This window comes from Leuconostoc pseudomesenteroides KCTC 3652 (genome assembly GCF_014634745.1).
In the GTDB taxonomy this organism is placed as follows: domain Bacteria; phylum Bacillota; class Bacilli; order Lactobacillales; family Lactobacillaceae; genus Leuconostoc; species Leuconostoc pseudomesenteroides.
On the sequence record NZ_BMBP01000002.1, the window covers coordinates 20,558 to 42,551 of the forward strand.

A 21,994-nucleotide genomic window follows, 5' to 3' on the forward strand; every position below is an offset into this window, starting at 1 on the left:
ATGAAAAGACATTAGTTGTCTATGAAAAATTAAACAAGGAGAACAACAAGTGAAACATTATATCAAAGGCGGTAATGACACTAAAAAAGAAAATAAGAAGCAATTACCCAAACCAATTTTAATTATTGTCAATAAAGTATTACCAGTCATTGTGTTACTAGTGGCTGGTTTTTTATTTATTCCATACGCATCAATGAATTTTCAAAATAATGCTGTGGATCATATCAATAAGAATAATGAAGCAGTGATGTTTTACAGTTCAACGTGTTCACATTGTCGAAAGGTCTATCCTAAAATCTTTTGGCACAATGTTTTGAATTTTAAAAACGCTGACAAGCAAATTCAAACAATCAATGTTCAAAACCCTAATAACAAGCATTACATTAGTGATTTTTCAATTCAAGAAACACCAACATTTATGAAACCAAATAACCCAGATATTCGGGTCGTTTCAACTGATGTACAAGTCATTAACGAATTTTCAGAAAGGTAGGATAGGTATGGCAAAGAATGTCAATGTAAAGTACGAAAACCCAGTTGTGCAGTATCAAGATAATTTACTACTGACAACAATTGGTGATGTGTGGGCTTATTATCAGTTGAAACCTTTTCAAATCAATGTCGCCAATGCACAAGACAAAAACAATTTTAAAGAAACCTTTGTTGACGTGTTTGAGCGGTTACAAAAATATGATGATGTTGATTTGAAGTTGATTCCAGTTGATATGGATTTGGCAGGGCGTATTCAAGGCACTAGTCCTGATTGGGCGAAAGATATATCAGATGTGGCGCAATACTATATGGGTCAAGAAGAAGTCGATATTTTGGAAAGTGAATTTAAACCAGCTATTCGTGATGAATTTTATGTTGGGGTTAAGTTGAAAAATACCAGTGTTGGCGACGACTTAAAAGACAAATTTCAGTTTGCGACCGACCTTATTTTAAGACGTTTAGCAGAAACCATGCGTTATCAGGTCAAGTTTGATGACAAATTCTTTGAACGCTATCAAACCATGAATGATGATGTACTTGGTATTTTGCGACCGTTAGACGCCACTAAGATGTCCGAAGAAAAGTTAATCAATATGTTGGGGTCAACGTATCATCATCAGGGCATAAAAGATTTCTCGAATATGCGTGATACTGCTTTTGACTTAGCAAAATTGGGCATTGTGAAGCGTGAAACACAGGAAGAAACAGACTACATTAGCCACTTGGTTTTGAATTTGCCTGATAGATTAGACAATTTAGCGCTTATTCCTGAATTACAATCGTTTAAATTCCCTGTTGAAGTTCATTTTAAAATCAACTTTCCACAACGTGACGGTTTCAAGGGAATGAAGCAAGAGACCAGAAGTTCAAAAGGGAAGTATAAAGATGAACTAGAAGATGCGTTACTTAGTGATGACGATAGTTCAAAGCGTTCTCGTACTAATTATGCTTTAGCACAAGATTTGGCTGATGTTATGGATAGTAAAGATGCCTTTATGCAGTGGTTACTTGTATTAGTGGTTCGTGATGATAATGTTGAGGGTCTCAAAACAAAAATACGTGAAGTGAAGACAAGGTTATCAACTGTTAATCGTGACATAGAGGTCTTTCAACCTAGCTTTAATCAAGAGTTATTGTTATATCAAAATTTACCAGCGACTAATTTAGGGGTATTTAAACGTTGGCGACAATTTACGAATGCGCCAGCACTTGCCCAGTTGATGTTTGGCACTAGTCATGAACTCGGTTCTCGAACAGGTTTTTATATCGGACGTGTCTTAGATACCAACCGTTATTTTACTATTGATAGTGCGGTGGCATCTTCAAGAACATTGTTGTTAATCAACCCAGTGATTGCTAACAAAGGTATTGCTGGAGCAAAAACCGATAGTCCCCATATAGCGATCACTGGCGATACAGGACAAGGAAAGTCTTTTTTAGTTAAAATTCTTTTGAATTACCTTGCAATGTTTGATGTGAAGCTACTCTATGTTGACCCAAAACAAGAAGTGAGACGTTGGTTTAAAGCATCACTTGAAAATAATGATAACCCGTTTTTCACTAAGCTCATGAACTCGTTTCATTATGTGACTTTGAATGCCAATGATAGTGATAATCGTGGTGTCCTTGACCCAATGCTCACGTTGAATAGTCAGAGTACAGTTGATGAAATACCTAGTGTCTTGACGTTAGTTAAAGAAATGTTGGTACAGGTTCGCTCAATCTCACAAGATATGGAACTTGATACGGCTCTAACAAATGCGATTAAACAAGTCTGTAACCAACGCTTAGCTGGCGAACAAATTGGTACAATGGCGATTATTGAAATTCTAAAAGCTGGCAATGAGAAGTCACAACAGTTAGCGAATTATTATGAGAGTGTTATTCCTGATAGTATGTTAAAACTTGCTTTTAGTGACGGACAAACGGATAGTATCGAATTTAATAATCAACGGACAATTTTAGAAGTGACTGGTTTAGACTTGCCACATGCTGAACAAGAAGTACGTAGTTATACTGAAACGCAAAAATATTCGGTATCAATTATGTTGGCATTAGGTAAGTATTTAGAGAAGTTTGGACGTGAAGACACGAAACGGTTTAGTGCTGAAATTATTGATGAAGCGTGGATATTTAACGCTTCGCCTGCTGGTCGTAAAGTCTTGGACGGCATCAAGCGTTTGGGTCGTTCTGAAAACAATATGTTGATTTACTCTACTCAAAGAGTTGGTGATGTCAATGATGAAAAGAGTAATGGTCAATACGGACAAATATTTGCCTTTGATAGCGCTGATGATAGTGAACGTGAAAACATATTGCGACACTTTGGTTTGCCAGTCAATAAATCAAATATGGATATGTTAAGAGACTTAAAAAAAGGTCAATGTGTGTTTAGAGATATTTATGGTCGTGTTGGTAAGGTGGTTATTCATTCGCTATTTGAAGAATGGACGAAAGCCTTTAAGACAGTTGATAAGAATGCTGGTGCAGAGCTTGAAGCTAAGTATGGATAAGAAAGTAGGAAATAATAATGAATATTGTATTTTTAGTGATTGTTGGGGTTGGCATTTTATATGTGTATTTTAAACATGATGCCGAATTGAAGAAATTAGATCAGTTGGCACAAGATATTTATAAGACAAAAGACTTGGCAATTACCATGCCACAAGCTAGTGATTTGTCAAAAGATATTCAAGAAACAACTGGTGTGATTACTGGAAACACAGTGACGGCTTTTGATAAAAAGCAAGTTACTTTGAATATTGAAGCGAGTGATTATACAATCACAGTGATTTTGGATAAAAAGCGAGATGTCGTGCGGTTTGATGTTAAGAATAGGGGAAAATTTGATGACTAAAGTTGATTTTACAATGGCAGATTTACAGCCTATGTCTTTGGGTTATCAAGAAGGACAAGATGTAACCAGAGAAGTTCTACACAGAGCAGAAAAAGCTTATCAGTATTTTCATAATAAGTATTTAGAATTAGTGGCATCTGGTGTTGATAAAGAATTGCGAGATCTTTTGATTTTTCATGATGCTTCACTGGAAGACTTTGTTGGTAGAGTGAGACAGGTTGTTAAGTCAGGTTATTATTATGACAGTATGGGTGTGTTTAGTGTTTATTTGGAATATAACGATACTTATGCTGAATTAAGAGATTACTTGAATAGTCGGGGGTCAATTGATGTCTAGTGTTTTTAAAAAATATCGCATGACACGAAAAAATGTGTTGCTGTTAGCTCAAGCGATTATCAATGTTCATGGAAAAATTACTTGGCAAAATTATGCAAGTGATAGTCCTTATCCAGACCAGCACAGTCTTACCTTAAATGAGATTAAGGGCAGTCCTGAAAAGTTAGAACAATTTAGAAATGAGTTTTCGCATCAAATGTATAGTAATGTTATCAATGATGAGATGCAAAGATTGGAACATGATATTTAATTAATAGCTAATAAACAGAAAGTTTATCAATGAAAAAAATAACAACCACAATTTTATGGTGTTATTTTTCATATCTATTTTGTAATCGACATGTCCATGCTTGTGACTTGTATTTCATCACTTTTGGCACGGCTGTTGTTGACGCCTATTTTAACTACTAGATTATATCTAATATTCAAAATCAAAGGTTTTCGAGATTGAATCGTATATCCTAGCAGGTAAACATGTGGTCTTTTTAATTTTTCAACATACAAACTGTCATCATCAAAATTGCTCCAGTCAATGCTTTGGTTTTTGTCCGTCTCATTTTTCAAAGCATTTCTGGCTAGTGTAAACATTTCTTCTTTTTGTTGATTACCTGATAATTTATTTATCTTATCAGATAATATGATGTGGTTTGTAGATGAATTATAAAATGGAATTTTATGTGAATTGTCAGAAACGATGATACCTATTATTCCCGCTACAACTACGAATATGCCAATAAAACTGATGATGAAAACTCTTTTGCGCATTTTATGCTCCTTATAGTTCATGAAAGCCAATTCTTTCACCATAGCCCATGTTTTTTTTGAACAGTTTTTGCAAGGCTTAATGTATAATTAAAACAATTGGATTGATTAGGAGATATAAAAATGGGAAAAGCAAAATTGTTTGGTACGATTGGCAAAATGGCACTTGGAGCAGTAGCACCAGATGTATTGGAGCAAGGAACTAAAATCGTTAATGATCAATTAGAGAAAAGGAAAGACTATCTTAAAATACCCGATGTAAAATTATTAGATGTTGAAAAAGCAACAGCGGTAATAGATAAGTATAACTTTAATCACTCTGAAGTACCGGTGAAGGCAGATTTACATTATGCTGATGCATTGCCAAATACTATTGTAAAAATGGAACCAAAGGGAAATACCTCTGTGGCTCCAAACACTTTTGTGAAATTGTATTACATCGATGAACAAACACTTATTGATAGTCAACTTTTGGCTCAAGAAGCAGAAAGTAAAAAAGCATTAAAAAAGCAAAAGACACAGGATCAAATTCATAATGTTTTAGAAACCACTTCAAGTGTTTCTGCTAATATTGGAAAAAAATTACACTTAAAAAAAGACAAAAAGGATAATGATTAAGTATAAGAAGAGGTTAGTATATGAAATATAAAACAATTAAATACAGTGATCAGTATTTAGCAAAGACTTTATTTAAAAGGACTTTGCTTTTTGTTTGGTCTTTAGTCACAGTTTGCTTTGGTTCTTGGTATTTGAATATTTTTCAATCGCTGATGCAAGAACAATATAGTTGGTGGTATTTGTCGCCTATTGTTTTAAGTATTGTGTTGACTGTTTTGTTTGGTTGGGGTGTGTTTTGGTTTTACAAGAATTATGCACCAGAACATTCCGACTTTTTTTCAAAGTACCTGAAAACAGTTGAATTGCGCCAGATGATAAGCTTGTTGATTGTCTCTAAAGGGTTCTTTGATACCGCTAGTGATGAGAATGGGACATTTATAGCTTATTTTCCAAAATTGAAATTAAAGGTACTACACAAAATAGGTCAACTTATTTTACAAGAGCCAGTAGACGGTCGGAAATATATGGAAAGTTTTTCTAAAAATGAGTTTGATAATGTTGTTGAAACAGCATTACTTGCTGATAGACAAACAACTGAATTTAGTAAGAATAAAATGGTTAGTACCTTTGCTTTTGACCCAATTAAATTTAGACGACAGTTAAAAGAATTGAAACCTAAAAAAGGGTTATTGCAAATTTCAAAAGGTATTGATTGGAAGTATGATACTTTCTACAATGCTTTAATATCAGGTAATGTTGGTACTGGCAAGTCGTATACCATGTTTGCGATTATCGGGCAATTGTTACAAATTACTAAGTATGTCGATATTATTGACCCAAAACGGTCTGATTTGGCTAGTTTGAAATATGTTGATGAATTAAAGGGACGTGTTCATAGTACGGCATCTGAAATTAACAATGCCGTGATTAAGTATTATCAGTTAATGATGAAGCGTGCAGAACGTATGGAAGAATTAAAGGCATCAGGTCACATTGGCACTTATAAGGAATTTAGTTTTGAACCTTGCTTTTTAATCTTTGATGAGTTTGGTGCGTTTGTTGAAATGAATGATCGATTAGCTTATGACGACCCAATTAAAGCAAGCTATGATACAGCAATGTCTAATTTGAATGAGATAGCTATGCTGGGACGTGAACTTGGTTTTTATATTTTGATTGGTATGCAGAGACCTGATGCAGGTTCTTTGCCAATGGCAGTACGAAACCAATTGAATATGCGTATTAACATGGGAGTGCCAACACCAGAAATTGAAAAAATGGTATTCCCTGATAATGAAAAACAATTGCGTCCTTTGTCATCACATTTGAAAGGGTGGGGCTTTATTAAGATTGGAGACAGTCAGGTTAGATCATTTTTTGCACCAGAAGTACCAAAAGATTTTAATTTACATGAATACATGTGTGAGAATATCGCAATAAGAGAAAGTCAGGGAAAATAATGGCAGATGATATTATGGCACTTGAGCGAACTAGATTAAGTTTAGTTAATGGTTCAAGAAATATGGCGTTGATGCTGGATAAGTTGCGTTCGGTTGATGCCAACGAAATGGCTAACATTAGAAATATCGTTAAGAATATTGATGTTGAGAGTGGCGCAATTGAAAATGAAAAGGCACTACGGCTTATTGAAGAAATAAGAGATGTTGATGTTTTTGGTTTTACACAGGATATTGTCGATTTGATGAAGCATATTGAAAGTTCACAAGAACAGTTAGATGCGTATATCAAAGAGTTTAGAAAATTGGTCTAAAGCAAGTTTACTTGTGAAATTTAAAAAGTTACGTGATGAAATAGGCGTTTAAAGGACTTTGTGAAAGGTTTTGAAAATGACCTATTTTTTAGTACCTATAAACGTTGATATACCGTTACTTTGTATAGCCAGTCTTATGTAAACTTTGATTGGTCTAGTCAAAAAAGGAGTTAAGAATGATGAAATACCACGCCAGAAGTCCAACACTTAGCATCTGTGTTTGGCTTTGCTGTTAATTAAATATTTGTAGTTTAAAAAGAAAAAGTAGGTAAAAAATTATGGCTTTAGAAGTTAAAAAAATTCAATCTTTGTCCGCTCAATCAATTGAAGATTTGAAGGCAATTGAAAAGATAGGTGGACTTGAACACCTTGCTCAACTAAGTGATGAACTTAAAAAAGCAATGGCAGATGAAGAACAGCTACGTGCTGTTAGTCCAATGCTGCCACCTTACTTTGCTGAACTACGCAAGAACTTAGGTTTCTTGCTTGGTACGGCTAAGTCCTTGCAAACACACGGTGTCAATCGTACAAAAGATATTCAAGGTTTGCTCGATCAATTGTCACATATCAAGTAAGTAACTATTGTTAAAGCTCTAGTCTTTTACAGCAAATGTCCTGTAAGAGACCAGGGCTTTATGTACATAGTGACTTTATTATTGGCGTGGCTCGTAGCGACCAGCGAAGAGACAGTGCCACGCCCTGCCCTAGCGTAGCATTGGGGCTGGGTGCGTGGTCGCGGTTAAGCACACACGACCAGTGTGTGTCAGCGACTGGCACATGCGCCAAAAATAAAGTCACCAAAAAAACTTTAACCCCCAGTTACTAACAGGGGGGTTAAACCGGTAAAAACGCTGAAAGCGTCAACCCAATATGGGGAACAAACGCCGATATGAAGCCATTTAGAACAAAGAACAAAAATTGCGGGTTGAAACCACTAAAACCGCAATTTTGAGAAAGGAAAGCCGACATGATAACGATTAACAATGAACCAAAAGCATATACACCTATATTTCTAGGGACAACACAACATAGCTTACGGTTATCGTTGGGAATACTTATCATGGTTGGTATGAAGTTGAATGATGAAATTATTGAGACTTATAACGTAACCGTATCAGCTATTGAATTGGGTCAATTACCTAATATCGGTAGTAAAATTGCGATTGATGAAATTACTGGTAGTGAGTTATCGGGTTTCAAAGCAAAAATTAGGCAGTCTGATGAAAAAATACAAAACACTGTTTCTACTGAACTAGAAAACTTAATTGAGTTAAAAAACGTTGGTCAATACCAACTATTGAAAGGACAAAAAGATATGACACAAGAATTAAACGTACCAGAACTATCAAACAATAATTTGATATTGATGCGACAACTACTTGAAGTAACACAATCAGAGCTAGCCAAAAAAATTGGTGTGAGTGAGAGAACAGTTTGGGGTATAGAGAACGGAACTCAAAAAATATCAGATAAGTTTGTTGATAAATTGCTGTTGGTCTATCCAGAATTAGCTGAAAGTATTGAGGTTCAATTTGACTGGGTTTCTCTAACGTTCCCAGATTTAACTTCAAAGCAAGTGATTGATGATGTGTTGCGATTGCAGGAAAATCTGTTTTTAGAACGTCCTACATCTCAAAACTTTTATACTCGTGAAATGGCATTTGCTGGCGAAAAAAATATTTACATACAAGACTTTGCACCAGTGAAAAACCCAGAAACACAAGCTATGGATCAAAAATTTGGGACAACGCTTTATTTAACTGGTAAAGGCACACGATTATTTGAAAAAGCTTTGCTAGAGCAAAACATGAATTGGCGTGATTTCTTTGAAAAGGCAAGATTATATCGGGGACATCTCACTCGATTAGATATTGCGATAAACGATAAATGGGGTCTGCTAAACATGAATGACCTTGTTAAGGCTGTTCAAGAAAAACGTTTTTGGAGTAAATCAAAATCTTATGCGGTTCATGGCAACGTTGATGACGGCTGGACGGTTGATTTTGGTAAGTCACCTTTTGTTATTCGTGCTTATGACAAACACAAAGAACAAGCAAATAAAGGCTATGACACTGATGTAAAAACTCGTGTGGAATTAGAATTACATCAGGATAAAGCAGAGTATGTACTTGATGAGTGGCTTAATCATGATAAGAAATTGGTGGATATAACCTTTGATATTTTGTATACCTATTTGTGGTTTACTAATGAGCCGATAGATGCACAAAAGCTAAAATCAGATAAAGTGCGTGAAGTGATTGAGCAAACAGTTGAGCCGATGCCTGCTTGGTCTTTGCTGACAGCTTTAGGAAATCGAATGAAATTTGTTAGACAACCTAAAAAACAAAGTGTGGAACGTATTGAAAAATGGGTTTTACAGTCGGTTGTGCCTAGTCTGGCAGTGTTAAAGAAAACAGGACACTGGCATGAAATTATTGAAGCGATCAATAGTGTTGAGTTGTCGGCAGAACATCAAAAATTGGTAGAAGCTAATTTGGTCAACGCAATTACAAATGCAAAAAGTGTTTTGCATCAAGGTAATATCAATTTCGATAAGGAAAAGGAAAAGTATGATGAAGAAACAGCAGAATTTGAGAAAAAAGCCAACCTACCATTTTGAGAAAAGTTTGGCAAAAATAAGTCAGTGGTTTAACTGGTTTGACGGTTTAGTTAAATGGGTGTTTAAGCCATATTTAGGTTGGTTAGGTCTAGAATGCTTTACGTTCATAGTTCTGATGCTATCACAATCTATGGATAAATCATTCAATCGTTCATTAGTTCGTGAAGCACCAAATACGTTTGCGCATCTTCCAGCAAACTATATGGCATCGTGGCTTAATATGATGAATATATTGATGCTGTCATTATTGATACTACCGTTAATACCAGTATTCATTAGTAATGTTTGGTATCTATTTAAATATTTTAGAAAGGGGCATGACAATGTATAAAGCAGTAGGCTGGAATTCACAGAATGAGTACATGGTAGGCAATACGCTAGCAGATGTGATGCGCAAGTTACAAAAAGAGTACCCAGCACCTAGACGTACTTATAGAGGTATGAGTACCCAACAAATTTATAGTGAACCATTAAGAATTATAATTGTAAAAGAGGGTTATATGTGAGAAATATGACTTTACTTATGAAAATTTAAGTGACTGAATTATATTCAAAATTATTTGTTGAAATTCACTTTTTGGTTCGCGATAAATTAAATTCACTGGACGTTGAAAAGTCGAGTCAAGATTAGTGTACGGTATTGTTCCGTCAATTAATTTTTTGGAGATAATTGTCTTCCCAAATCCTTGTTTGAGGAGTGCAATTATCATATCTGTATTAGTAATTGTTATTGATTTTTGTGGTAATTCATTTTGTGTGAAGTATCTTTTTAAATGTTCATATGTACTGGCACCTGGTTCTCGGAGCAACCAGTAATCGCCATTGCCAGCTAAGACCAATTTATCCATAGCAATTGGAACAACTGACAAACTCGAATCAAGTACAGGTTGTTCTACGAATGCAAAGTCAAACAAACCTTGTGAGACCTTCGAAATTAAATCACTAGAATTTCTCATTTCAAACGTCATTCGTACTGAAAGATTTGAAAACTCAGGAATGATTTTTGGAAGTATTGTTAATGCTGAAAAATGAGATGCACCAACTATCAGACTATTATGTTCAGCACTGTTTCTAAAAAAATCTTGGGTTTGTTGCCACTCAAGTAAAATTTTTTGAGCTCGAGGATAGAACAAATCAGCTTCCTCTGTCGCCTGAACAATAGCCTTTTTACCGCGTATAAAAAGCTCAGTTTTTAATTCTTGCTCTAGATTTTTGATGTGAGTAGATACACTGGGCTGGCTAATAAATAGCTTTTCTGCTGCATCAGTAAAACTAAGTGTTTGGTACACTGCGATAAAAGTTCGAATGTATTGCAGCATAATAATAGACTCCTAAATGGAAAATATAATAAAAGGGCTGGTTTAAAACTAATTTATTTGGGCGTGCCAAGCTTTTTCCCACGCTTGGGTTGCTTGTTGTACAGCATCCCATGGTGCTGAAATTGGTGGAGAATATGATAAATCTAGGTCGCTTATTTCACTAACTGTCATTTGATTGAAAATAGCTGTTGAAAAAATATCTGAACGCTTTGCAATTTCAGCTCCAAAAGAACCAATTAATTGTGCTCCTAATAGTTTGCCAGTATTGAAATCTCCAGTTATTCGAATTGCTATTTTCGTTGCTCCAGGAATATACGACTTGTGATCGTCAACAAAACTTGTTGTACTGAAGGGGACATAACCTGCTTTTAAAGCTTCTGTTGGCAATAGTCCGGTACGAACTGCAACTTGGTCAAATGCTTTAATTACTTGACTACCAACTACACCCTTAAAAGGGGCCGATATTCCGACTGCGTGAGCTCCAGCTACACGTCCTTGTTTGTGAGAAGTTGTACCCAACGGCAAATATGTCGTACCAAGTAGTCGATGTTTTGTCATCACTAGGTCTCCTGAAGCGTAAATATTGGTCAAGTTTGTTTGCATATATTCATTTACAATGACAGCATCATTGTCTGCAATTTTCGCACCAGCTTTTTTTAATAATCCACTATTTGGATGTACTCCTGTGACGAGTAATACCATGTCAAATTCAAATATTTCTTTATGCTTAGTGATGACCGTTTTATCTGCTTGAATTTGAGTAACTTCGGAACTTGTCATGACCTGAATGCCATTTTCTTCTAACGTTCTATGCAAGATACGACTCATTTCCGGCTCCATTGTTGGTAGTATTTCTTCTCCTCGTTGGAATATTGTCACAAAAAATCCACGTTTTGCCAGTGCTTCAGATACTTCAATTCCAATATAACCTGCCCCAATAATGGCAACTTTTCTTGGTTTTGTATCTAAAATTTTTTTCTCAATGTGAAAAAAATCCGACATATTATGCAAAACAAGCGCATGTTCGTTACCCGTAATATGACTAACAGATGGTAATGCTCCAGTACCAACAATTAACTTGTCATATTGAAATACGCCTTTGTTGGTCATGACTAGTTGTTCTTTGGGGCGTATTGTTTCTGCTCTGGTGGATAAATGAATTTTTATCCCGCTTGTTTCAAGTTCAGACAATGTACGGTGACGTAATTTTTCCCAACTAGTGACTTCACCACTTAATGCATATGGAAAACCACAAATAGATAAGTTTGGATAGTTATCATCTAATAATAATGTCACATCTGCAGTATGAGACAACTCTTTTGCGCGAAGTGCTGCAGAAATTCCTGCATCACTACCACCAATAATCAGTATGTTAGTCTTAATAGACATTGTATAATCTCCTTTGATTACTATTAGTCTAACATACTATAAAATTTGTTTTAATAATCAAATATAGTTTTATTATCAGGTCTATTAATTAAAAGTACTAACGAAGAGAAAATTTTATTAGTAATTGATTGAAAAAAAGAAGGGACAAAAAATATGTCAAAAAAAATATGGTTAAATTCAGAACAATTAGAACTGTATATTAAGCAGTTAGAACGGTTTAGAGACTTATATAGTCAACTAGACCAAACACTAGAAAGTGATAGACTAGGCTTTCAATTCAAAGCTGGTGCGCCTAACTTTCAAACAACCTTAAGCGTATCAATGCAATTACAAGCTAAAATTAGACAAGCACAATCTCAAACATACGGAGATGTGCTTTTTTTTAACAAAGAATTAGCATCTAGGGTACAAGATTTGGTTTCAAAATCAATTGAGTTAACCTTTGCGTATCGTGATTTAGACTTGCTGATTAAGGGAACTGATCGCAACACTGAAAGTGGGTTGAATAAGATTGAAGAACAGTTGCATCAAGCAAAAAGGCAACTTGCCGAAAAACATTAATAGTTTTTATGCTTGGAATCAAACTCGTTTTTGTTGTACACTGATTTTATGTTTAAAAAAAGAATTAGACTCAATACATCAAAGTTGTCAGTAGTATTATATGGCGCACTTATAGGTTTTTTAACAGGAATAGTTGTTAGCGTTTTTCGATGGACAATTGAAAAATTGCTTCAATTCGTGCAAGCGTTGTATGTAGATATCTCACATGGCAATATAACGGTAATATTTTTTTTGATGATAGCCAATTTTATAGGCTTTTTAATTGTTGCATGGATGTTAAACAAAGAACCTAATATATCCGGTTCCGGCATTCCACAGGTTGAAGGTCTATTATTAGGTGAACTAAAAATAAACTGGTGGTCGACATTGTGGCGAAAATTTATATCAGGAATTTTGGCTATTGGTAGTGGTTTGATGCTGGGGCGGGAAGGTCCCTCAATTCAACTGGGTGCATCAATTGGTCAGGGTGTAGCATCATATAAACATCTTAGTCATAATCAATCGAAAGGGCTTATAGCCAGTGGTGCCGCTGCTGGTTTATCAGCTGCATTCAATGCACCTTTAGCCGGCGTTATGTTTGTATTGGAAGAAGTCTATCACAGTATTTCTCCCTTTGTCTGGGTTGGTGCATTGACAGGCGCAAGCGTTTCGGATTTTGTCTCTACGGTTTTGTTTGGCCAAACACCAGTTTTATCTGTTGGCCACTTAAGTGTTTTCCCGGTACAGTTATATGGCTTATTGTTGGTATTTGGTATTATATTAGGTTTATTTGGCTTTTTATATCAAAAAATTTTACTATTCAGTTTAAATTGTTACAGTAAAATTAAGGTCCCTAAATATTTATACGGTATGGTGCCGTTTACTTTGGTGATACCAATTGGAATCTTATGGCCAAATCTTTTAGGTGGGGGCAATAATTTAATTTTGTCGCTGAAAGAAACACCTATGACAATGAAAATGATCATCGTAATTTTGTTAGTTCGATTTGTTTTCTCAATGATTAGTTATGGTTCCGGTCTGCCAGGAGGCATCTTTTTACCTATTTTGACTTTAGGTGCACTAAGTGGCGCATTAATGGCTCATATATTTGTCTATGTACATCTCATGAGTGCAAATTATGCTTTAAACTTTATTGTGATCGGTATGGCCGGTTATTTCGCATGCATTGGTAAAGCACCATTTACTGCAATTATTCTTATTTTTGAGATGGTGGGGAGTGTGACCCACATTTTACCTTTAGCACTTGTAAGTTTAGTAGCCTACTTAGTAGTTGATCTTTTAAATGGTGCACCAATATATGAATCTTTACTAGAACGTTTGTTAAAAAGAAAACCAGTGCATCTAACGATGTCTTCCATGACAACCACGGAAGTGACAGTTCTTGCTGGTGGTATCTTAGAAGATCAACAAATAAGAGATTTGCAACTGGGTTCCAATAGTTTGATTACACTGGTCAAGAGATCTGAACATGTACTGATTCCAAAGGGCGATTTAGTATTACGAGCTGGTGATATTATTTATATTAGAGCGAGTCAAAATGACACACGACTGATAAGAAATCAAATAAACGTCAAGAATTGAAAAACGACTCTGAAAAATTTTCCAGAGTCGTTTTTATTTAACTTCAAAAACAAAATCTTCATTATGCTTAATACTTTAATATATTGTGTTTTAAAAAATAAAATAATAAGCAACATTGTGAAATGTTAAACTTGTTATAAGGGGTAAATACCTAGACTAAAATAATCATAATTAAGGAGCAAATATGTTTTATGAGTGATGAAACAACACAAAAACGCAAACGACAACCACGGTTGAATGAGAACCAACGTCACATGATAGAATATTTATGGAATATTGAGAAAATGACACAAGCAGATATCGCAAGACGTTTAGGCTATACACCGTCATCAATATTACGTGAATTGCACCGTGGCAATACGCTTGATTTCTCACATTTAGATAGACGAACACTGTTGAATATGGACATACACGCACGTATCAAGTATTCGGCACAGCGTGGACAATATATTGCTTTGAAAAAGCGCAGTAAAATGGGTACTGGTCTCAAACTGACACCAGAATTAAAAGAAATCATTGAAACCTGGGTCAATGTTGAGCATTGGACGCCAGAGCAAATTGCTGGTAATGTGCAAGATGTTGATGTGTCCGCATCTGTTATTAGGTTATGGTCTCGGCAAGGCCTTATCAATATTCGTAAACAGAAATATCATCGTCAAAATGGGACACCCAAAGAAAGAGCTGTTGCGCAAACTAAACGTGATAAGGAACGTGAAATTGCACGTTTGCGTGAGCAACTAAAAAATGACGGAGAATTAGTCCGCCATTCAATATTTGATCGTTCACAAGTTGTGGAAAGTCGTAAACAGTTTGGTCATTGGGAAATTGATTTAGTGTTGCCAGCTAAAATGAATAATCAGCGTTATCAAGATACCACAGCAATTATGACACTGACTGAACGCAAAACTCGGTTTACTGCCTTAATATTAGTCCGTAGTAAGAAGTCCAATGATATGATAAATGCCTTTAAGTTGTTTTATGAACGATATGGCAAAGCCGTACGGACTATCACAGCCGATAATGGTTCTGAATTTATTTCATGGGACTTTTTAGAGTACGTCCAGAAACAACTAAAAATCAAGTTATATTATGCGACACCGTCATCACCACAGCAACGTGGATCCAATGAAAATCGAAATCGTAAGTTACGTGATTGGTATCCTAAAGGCACTTCTTTTAAAGACGTGAAGCAACGACAATTAGATGAAGTGGCTTCAAAAATGAATGCGATGCCACTTAGACAAGCTCTGAATGGAAAAAGACCAATGGTAGTCTTTGCACAAGAATATAAAGCGATGCAACGTTATCGTAGAGCTTATGAAAAACGTAAACAGCGAATGCTTGAAGAACGCCAAAATGATGAAAAATAAGCCGTAAAAGCTGGTAATAAAAATAATGAACTTTAGACACTAGATGTGTCTTTTTTTATTGTGCTTAAAATATAAATATTTGAAACGGTTTTATTGGCTGAAACATTTGATATAATAGTGAGTAATTAGATTGCTAAAAGCCTTTGTATAGACGTTCTAAAAGCGTGGACGGTCCGTTTACTTTTAAACACAATCATGTTATTCTTGATGAAGTTGTGCCTTACTTAAAAAATAATCGTCGTTTATTTTACACAGAAGTTACTGGTAGATTACCAGAACATTAAACATGTGGTGTTTGGGTTGACATCCGCCAGACATTCGTTAGTTAACATAATATATATTATCGAAAGTTGGATATCAAGGGCAGATGTCAATAGAATTTCTCTATCTGTAAAGGTTTGTTAAAATGTCTGTCACATTCTGTAATTTGTTATGTAAATGAAATGAATTTAGCGTATAGCTATTCAGAAAGTATACACTTCTTACATGAAATTTTCCAATGCTAGAACATGCCATAAACAGTGGCTTTTAGCGCTATTTCACATAGTCATTCCGATTTGTATGTCGTTATTATGACACAAAAAAAAGACTAATCACTAGTCTTTGTGTGAGCCTATTTAACTTTTAAGCGTTTCTTAACTTATATCATCAATATTAACCTTGACATCTTTATCATCATCTATATCTGTCAAATTAACATCTTTTAAGGCATTGATTTCTTCGGCTAACTTCTGCTCATATTTCTTGATTTTCTGCTTGATGTATCGTTCTTTATAGCGTTCCATACTACGATATTCTTTATTAAAACGCTCATAAGGCGTTGAGCCTTGCAGTGCAATACGCATCGGCTTACGGTTGATTTTATCAGCGATCACTTCTAAATCTTTTTGCTTGATGGTTCTAAAGGTTGTTTTCTTCGGGATAAAGACACGTAGCTCACGGTTCTTATATTCGTTTGTCCCCCTTTCCTGTGGTGAAGAGGGTGTTGCGTAGTATATTTTTGTCTTATATTCTTGTTGTACAACTTCTAAGAAGTCCCATGACATGAACTCAATACCATTATCGGCTGTGATTGTGCGTACCCATTTGCCATAATTTTTATAGAAGTATCTAAAGCCTTTAATGACATCAAATGACTGTTTACTATCAATCTTAACCAGTACATAAAATCGTGTTTTTCGTTCTACCAATGTTAAAATAGCGCTTTTATCGTTAATTTCGCCATTCTTACCCTTTGCTGGAAGAACTAAATCAATTTCCCAATGACCGAATTGTCGGCGAGTATTTATCTTTGGTGGTCGCTCATAGATTGAATGACGGACTAGAATACCCTGTGACTTTAATTGAGAACGCAACCTATCAATCTCACGCTGTTTTTGATACTGCGTTTTAATTTTAACTTTTTCTGCATCTGTATTGTTGGCTCGTTTTCGGTAATAAGGGCGCAAATAGATTTTACCCTGTCTCGCCCAATTTCTAATCGTTGATGCCGAGACTTCAATATCTGATACATGCGCTTCAGCGATTTGTTCGGGTGTCCAATGTTCAACATTGACCCAATGCTCAATCAGCTCTTTTAATTCATCTGTCAATAATTTTGAACCATTACCACGTCTCACACTTCTTTGAGTGGCGATAAATTGACCACGTAAGGCAGAATACTTGATACGTGAATGAATTTCAAGATTATACAATTGACGTTTACTTAAATTACTAAAATCAAAGATATTGCCTTGTTTTAATTCTCTAGAAATAGCCGACTGCGAGCGATTAAGTTTTCTAGCAATTTCAGACTGCGTTAGTTTTTCATCATTCCACATGTGTTCAATCAAATGTCTATCATTTTCATGAATACGTGGATATTTTATCTGGTCTGTTGGTTTTTTTTTGGTCATATATTTTAATTCTTACTCCTATAATTAGTTATGTGAATAAGATAATATTAGCATACTTTATCTATGCGCGTGAGTTGTTAAATGGGCATTTAAAAATGTAAACCTTTTCACATAATAGCTGACTAATTATAAAAAATTGAAATCATCAAGCAAATTATTAACATCTGCTAGTTCTTCATAATATTCAGTGAACCCGCGTGTGTCTAAACGCATACGTTCAAGTTCTGGTAATATATTGTTTTTTACAAACTTATATTGAACATGATTATATAGTAAAAGACGCATTGCACTAAAAATATGCTTTGCGTCTTTTTAACTAACCCTATTACCACTCATTACAATTACATAAGATGAGTACCCTTGTCGACGTATATTATATCTCCAACGACACCACTTGCGATTGGACTTAACAAAAAACTAGCCGTGTTGCCAACCTCATCAATCGTGACACCTACTCCATCAACAGAACGTTCATCTGACATTTGAATTAAACTACTGTGATCTTTAACACCAGTAACAGCTAGGGTTTTAATTGCACCTGCAGAAATGGCATTAACTCGAATTTTTTTATCAGCCAAATCACGTGCTAAATAGCGAACAGCTGATTCTAGCCCAGCTTTAGCTACCCCCATCATGTTATAGTTTGGAATAGCTCTTTCAGATCCCATGTACGAAAGTGTTACAATCGATCCATTTTCGTTCATAATATCATAACCATACTTTGCGGTCGCAATTAAGGAATATACACTAATATTTTGAGCAGTTGAAAAACTTTCTAGTGTTGAATCAGTTAATTTATTAGCTAAATCATTTTTTTCAGCGTAGGCAATTGCATGTACAATTCCGTCTACTTTCCCTACCGTTTGATAAATTTTTTCAAATGCGATTTGTATATTTTCCGGAGTAGAAACATCACATTCTACTTTCAATACAGACTCATCTACAAATCGATCTAAACTACGTTTCATACGATCATTTTGATAAGTTAAAATGACCTGTCCACCCTGATTTTGAATAGCTTGCATACAACCAAATGCAAGACTACTTTTATTTGCCACACCCATAACAATTATTTTCTTGTTGTCTAAAATTCCCATTACCATTTTCTTCCTTTACGAGATTTTTCAAGTATAATTATAGACTATCCATCATTTAAAATGAATTGTCAAGTTTTAAGAATAGGTTATAAAAAATATTCTAATCTAAATAGTCCAACTTATTGACTTCTGAGCATCATGAAACGATTTGTATTATTTGTCATGTACGCTGTTTGCTTTCTTAATGTCTAAGTACTGTTTAGCTTTTGAAAATGCCACTAAGACTAAACCACTATTGGTATTTACTTATTCAGAGACAACGACTAAATAGTCTATAAGTCGATTAAAGCCAAGTCCAACGTTCGCAACACTGGCGTTAATTTTTTTTGAATCAATTAATACAAACAAAACATTAAGTTTGTGACTAAATCAAAAGCTATGCTATAATAAAGATATAGAAAAGAGCCGTAGCGCTAACTACGACTCCTAGCAAACCCGTTTCGACGGTGGCTAAGTTATAGTCAAGTTAATGACCATTCACTCGTCAAAGTTAAGAATGGTCATTTTTTTGTGCTGTTTTTGATCAACACAACAACTAAAGTAATTAGTGTTAGGATAAACATCCCAAAGCTAATCATTAGTTGTAGCGCATCCGATACGGACACTAGGCATCTCCTTTCCTAGAATCTGGGCTTCTAGCTGTTACACCATAAGCACCACCTCCATTCGGGATAGCCACCATCTTAACTTGTTTGCTGTAACAAGTATATCATACCTGAAAATTACAATTGGTCTGAATCCTAATCGCTGGTAAAATTTAAAAATCGACTAACGAAATAAGTCTTGCAAATACTTTGTACACTCTTGTAAAGCTTATTTCTGAGCAGTAAATATTGTCTAACATTATTTAGGATAATGTTCGCTGTGCTTGTACTAAAAATTCGTTGATTAGTATAAGCAATACTGCATATAAAGGTAATTCTATTTTGGCAATCTAGACATCCTTGAATAATCAATCAACATGACAAAGCCAAAACTTATTTTTTCAACCACGACTGCAACTCATCAAAATTTGTATTTGTGACGACAAAGCGAGGGACACCTTGTAAAATGTTTGGTAAATCATTGCTAACAATGCCGGGTTCCAGTAAAAAAATTCCCTGCATACCATGCCTATACATATATTGAGTTAGTGTAACATTCTGACTCCCATAGGGATAGGCAAAAACTGTCGGTGTGATGCCGAGTTGATTTTTGATCTTGTTATATGACTTTTTATAATCAGAAATGATTGACTTTTTAGATATAGAAGATGTCGATAAAATTGGTTTATTATCCTCTTGATAATGTAAATCATTTGTGTGCAATCCAACAGTCACTTCTGGATGATTAGACAACTTAGATATTTCTTGCCATGTAGCTAACTGTTCCCCGTCCAAATTACTACCGACTCTACCGGTAATCACAAATATTGTAAATGGTAATCTTAAATCATACAATGTCGGCGCAGCATTTCGGGGTAATGTAGTATCAATATCATCGAAAGTCAATACGACATGCTTTCCAGAAATTGTATTTTCATGACTGTGTTTAATGAACTCATCCATTGACCACACACTGATATGATGTGATTTCAGCCATTTCATTTGATGCATAAATATTGTTTGATCAACATTATATTGCTGTAACTGAGGGTTTTTGGACACATCTTGTGCAAATTCTACAGCAGCATTTTTCTTAAGAATTCGATGGTAGGCCAACACTAGAACACCATCCTTAACGTTGCTATTAGTTTTAGCGAAATTTTTATAACTGTAATCTACTTTTCGTTCAATTTGTTGCTGTTTATTACCCTGTTGAACACCGAAATATATCATCATAAAAGAAATGAATAACATTACCAATATAAATAACAGAATTATTAATCTATACCTTTTCATCATTGATTTTCACCTGATACTGATTTAAAAACGCTGCTATCGCTGGAAACGAAGTAATTATTAAACAAACCATAATAATTTGCATACCATGATTAACCCCATTCGTATTTATGCCAAGTAATAAATTCAAAACAACAAAACTATCTGAGTAGACATGAAGTTGCGCGACAAACGCCAAAATAACGATAGTAAGGACAATAATCCACGCAAAGAGTGTTAAAATACCTGCTAAAATGTTACCTGAAAAATGTTTATGTCGAATAATTAGTTTTTTATTCATTTATTTACCTCGATCTGGACTTGTCCATGACCCTTTTCGTCTGTGTAAAGTACATACAATGATTTGAGACGCAATGGCAGTAATCAGCGCCGTCGTCCAATAAAAAGTGCTATAAAATGGGATTTCAAAAACATCGTGCAGAGACAATTGAGAATGTCTTTTGTCTTGAATAATGCCTTGACAAATCATAATAGAAAATAGCGCAATGTAAATTAATATAATCACGCCTGGCAACGAAAAAGTCTGGGTACCTATGGTCATGATAATATATTGAAAAAAAGTAATCAAAGCTAACCAAGCCCAAATGTGGCTAAATAACATATCAAACAGCAAAAATTTTTGTTTAACATCTTCATTGTGATAGACCCACTTTGCATTTTTAAAAAAAACTTCTAGACCACCTACCGACCATCTGATGCGTTGTTTAAAGTAGCCACTAAACGTCTCGGGTACAAGAATGTACGTTAATGCTAAAGGCGTGTAATGTATCAGCCATTTTTTGCGACGTAAGCGCCATGTCATATCAATATCTTCTGTAACGGCCGTCTTATCGAATCCGCCAACATCGCTTAATGCTTCACTACGATATAGTGCGATAACACCTGCGACGGTCATTATGCCACCAAATAAACTATCTTGTGCACGCTTTATACGATCTATAATGCCAACGTATTCTAACGTTTGTAATCTGCCTAATATCGTTGTTCGATTACGGACTACCGGCTTTCCTGTCACAGCTCCAACATTATCACTATCAAATTTTTTCAACATTTGATGCAATGCATTCGGATTCAGTAGCGCGTCAGCATCTGTGACCAGCACATATTCTGATTCAACGTAGCTCATTGCTTCATTCAAAGCTTGAGCTTTACCCATGTTATTTGGTAATTCTAATAATTTAATTGGCACTTCGGGTGTATTATGCAATAACCACTTCTTAACAACCGAGACGGTAAAATCGTTACTCTTATCATCAACAACAATAATGTTATAATTCGTATAATTTAATGCTACTAGCGATTTTAATGTGTCAATGACAGTGTGCTCTTCATTAAAGGTTGGCAATAAAATTGTCACACTTGCGTTAAGCAACGAATCATATTTTGAATCATAAGTGTGAAATTGGTTACCAGATATCCAAGAACCTAAAATCCAAATTAAAGTCATTATGATTGGATAGTAAGTCGTATAGAATTGTAAAATGTTTGAAACGATTATCATAATG

Annotated in this window: 23 protein-coding genes; 14 read left to right on the top strand and 9 right to left on the bottom strand. The window is 35.0% G+C overall.

Annotated features, from left to right (window positions below; translation table 11 throughout):
• Positions 1-49 precede the first annotated feature (49 nt).
• Genes IEU65_RS02430 through IEU65_RS02450 form a run of 5 tightly spaced genes read left to right on the top strand, consistent with a single transcriptional unit; the run spans position 50 to position 3,936 of the window.
• Positions 50-493, top strand: coding sequence for a thioredoxin domain-containing protein (locus IEU65_RS02430; RefSeq protein ID WP_010295683.1), 444 nt, complete (start codon positions 50-52; stop codon positions 491-493).
• 7 nt (positions 494-500) lie between these two features.
• Positions 501-3,005: an ATP-binding protein gene (locus IEU65_RS02435; protein ID WP_010295685.1), complete on the top strand. Its 2,505-nt coding sequence runs from the start codon at positions 501-503 to the stop codon at positions 3,003-3,005.
• Between the two features lie 17 nt (positions 3,006-3,022).
• Entirely contained in the window at positions 3,023-3,349 is a 327-nt protein-coding gene (locus IEU65_RS02440; protein WP_010295688.1) for a hypothetical protein, read from the top strand.
• Entirely contained in the window at positions 3,342-3,686 is a 345-nt protein-coding gene (locus tag IEU65_RS02445) for a hypothetical protein (protein WP_010295690.1), read from the top strand. The genes IEU65_RS02440 and IEU65_RS02445 overlap by 8 nt, the downstream gene beginning before the upstream one ends.
• Positions 3,679-3,936 carry a hypothetical protein gene (locus IEU65_RS02450; RefSeq protein ID WP_010295695.1) on the top strand — a complete coding sequence of 86 codons (258 nt, stop codon included), beginning with the start codon at positions 3,679-3,681 and terminating at the stop codon, positions 3,934-3,936. The genes IEU65_RS02445 and IEU65_RS02450 overlap by 8 nt, the downstream gene beginning before the upstream one ends.
• 74 nt (positions 3,937-4,010) lie before the next feature.
• On the opposite strand, the gene IEU65_RS02455 is transcribed toward IEU65_RS02450, so the two are convergent.
• A complete protein-coding gene (locus IEU65_RS02455; RefSeq protein WP_242455644.1) occupies positions 4,011-4,451 on the bottom strand; it encodes a hypothetical protein in 441 nt (146 codons plus the stop codon).
• 120 nt (positions 4,452-4,571) lie between these two features.
• Here IEU65_RS02455 and IEU65_RS02460 point away from each other — a divergent pair, with 120 nt between their 5' ends.
• From IEU65_RS02460 to IEU65_RS02485, 6 genes are all read left to right on the top strand, one after another.
• Entirely contained in the window at positions 4,572-5,066 is a 495-nt protein-coding gene (locus IEU65_RS02460; protein ID WP_048702230.1) for a PASTA domain-containing protein, read from the top strand.
• 20 nt (positions 5,067-5,086) lie between these two features.
• Positions 5,087-6,466, top strand: coding sequence for a cell division protein FtsK (locus IEU65_RS02465; protein ID WP_188352217.1), 1,380 nt, complete (start codon positions 5,087-5,089; stop codon positions 6,464-6,466).
• Positions 6,466-6,777: a hypothetical protein gene (locus tag IEU65_RS02470; RefSeq protein ID WP_188352218.1), complete on the top strand. Its 312-nt coding sequence runs from the start codon at positions 6,466-6,468 to the stop codon at positions 6,775-6,777. The genes IEU65_RS02465 and IEU65_RS02470 overlap by 1 nt, the downstream gene beginning before the upstream one ends.
• A gap of 278 nt (positions 6,778-7,055) precedes the next feature.
• Positions 7,056-7,352: a hypothetical protein gene (locus IEU65_RS02475; protein ID WP_010002619.1), complete on the top strand. Its 297-nt coding sequence runs from the start codon at positions 7,056-7,058 to the stop codon at positions 7,350-7,352.
• Positions 7,353-7,744: 392 nt separating this feature from the next.
• Complete coding sequence (locus IEU65_RS02480) at positions 7,745-9,397, top strand: replication initiation factor domain-containing protein (RefSeq protein ID WP_188352219.1); 1,653 nt, start codon at positions 7,745-7,747, stop codon at positions 9,395-9,397.
• Positions 9,348-9,728: a hypothetical protein gene (locus tag IEU65_RS02485; protein ID WP_188352220.1), complete on the top strand. Its 381-nt coding sequence runs from the start codon at positions 9,348-9,350 to the stop codon at positions 9,726-9,728. Before IEU65_RS02480 ends, IEU65_RS02485 begins: the two co-directional genes overlap by 50 nt.
• Positions 9,729-9,918: 190 nt before the next feature.
• Here IEU65_RS02485 and IEU65_RS02490 read toward each other — a convergent pair whose 3' ends face one another.
• Positions 9,919-10,716 (bottom strand): LysR family transcriptional regulator, encoded by a 798-nt coding sequence (locus IEU65_RS02490; protein WP_059442557.1) that lies wholly within the window; start codon positions 10,714-10,716, stop codon positions 9,919-9,921.
• A gap of 48 nt (positions 10,717-10,764) precedes the next feature.
• On the bottom strand, positions 10,765-12,105 hold the full coding sequence (locus IEU65_RS02495) for an FAD-dependent oxidoreductase (RefSeq protein WP_188352221.1): 1,341 nt from the start codon (positions 12,103-12,105) through the stop codon (positions 10,765-10,767).
• Positions 12,106-12,258: 153 nt separating this feature from the next.
• On the opposite strand from IEU65_RS02495, the gene IEU65_RS02500 reads away from it, so the two are divergent.
• The 3 genes from IEU65_RS02500 to IEU65_RS02510 all read left to right on the top strand — a co-directional run bounded on the left by IEU65_RS02500 (position 12,259) and on the right by IEU65_RS02510 (position 15,617).
• Positions 12,259-12,666 carry a hypothetical protein gene (locus IEU65_RS02500; RefSeq protein ID WP_188352222.1) on the top strand — a complete coding sequence of 136 codons (408 nt, stop codon included), beginning with the start codon at positions 12,259-12,261 and terminating at the stop codon, positions 12,664-12,666.
• Positions 12,667-12,714: 48 nt separating this feature from the next.
• The gene (locus tag IEU65_RS02505; RefSeq protein ID WP_188352223.1) at positions 12,715-14,247 is read left to right on the top strand and encodes a ClC family H(+)/Cl(-) exchange transporter; all 1,533 of its coding nucleotides are present in this window, start codon (positions 12,715-12,717) and stop codon (positions 14,245-14,247) included.
• A gap of 191 nt (positions 14,248-14,438) precedes the next feature.
• A complete protein-coding gene (locus IEU65_RS02510) occupies positions 14,439-15,617 on the top strand; it encodes an IS30 family transposase (RefSeq protein WP_188352224.1) in 1,179 nt (392 codons plus the stop codon).
• A gap of 635 nt (positions 15,618-16,252) precedes the next feature.
• Here IEU65_RS02510 and IEU65_RS02515 read toward each other — a convergent pair.
• The 6 genes from IEU65_RS02515 to IEU65_RS02540 form a co-directional block, all read right to left on the bottom strand.
• Positions 16,253-17,512: an IS30 family transposase gene (locus IEU65_RS02515; protein ID WP_168441551.1), complete on the bottom strand. Its 1,260-nt coding sequence runs from the start codon at positions 17,510-17,512 to the stop codon at positions 16,253-16,255.
• A 341-nt stretch (positions 17,513-17,853) separates the two neighbouring features.
• A complete protein-coding gene (gene fabI, locus IEU65_RS02520) occupies positions 17,854-18,609 on the bottom strand; it encodes an enoyl-ACP reductase FabI (protein ID WP_010295705.1) in 756 nt (251 codons plus the stop codon).
• Between the two features lie 500 nt (positions 18,610-19,109).
• A complete protein-coding gene (locus tag IEU65_RS10525) occupies positions 19,110-19,187 on the bottom strand; it encodes a putative holin-like toxin (protein ID WP_210727962.1) in 78 nt (25 codons plus the stop codon).
• Positions 19,188-19,586: 399 nt separating this feature from the next.
• Positions 19,587-20,492 (bottom strand): polysaccharide deacetylase family protein, encoded by a 906-nt coding sequence (locus IEU65_RS02530; RefSeq protein WP_031941371.1) that lies wholly within the window; start codon positions 20,490-20,492, stop codon positions 19,587-19,589.
• Positions 20,476-20,769 (bottom strand): hypothetical protein, encoded by a 294-nt coding sequence (locus IEU65_RS02535; RefSeq protein WP_010295709.1) that lies wholly within the window; start codon positions 20,767-20,769, stop codon positions 20,476-20,478. The genes IEU65_RS02530 and IEU65_RS02535 overlap by 17 nt, the downstream gene beginning before the upstream one ends.
• Positions 20,770-21,990 (bottom strand): glycosyltransferase family 2 protein, encoded by a 1,221-nt coding sequence (locus tag IEU65_RS02540; RefSeq protein WP_010295711.1) that lies wholly within the window; start codon positions 21,988-21,990, stop codon positions 20,770-20,772.
• Positions 21,991-21,994 lie beyond the last annotated feature (4 nt).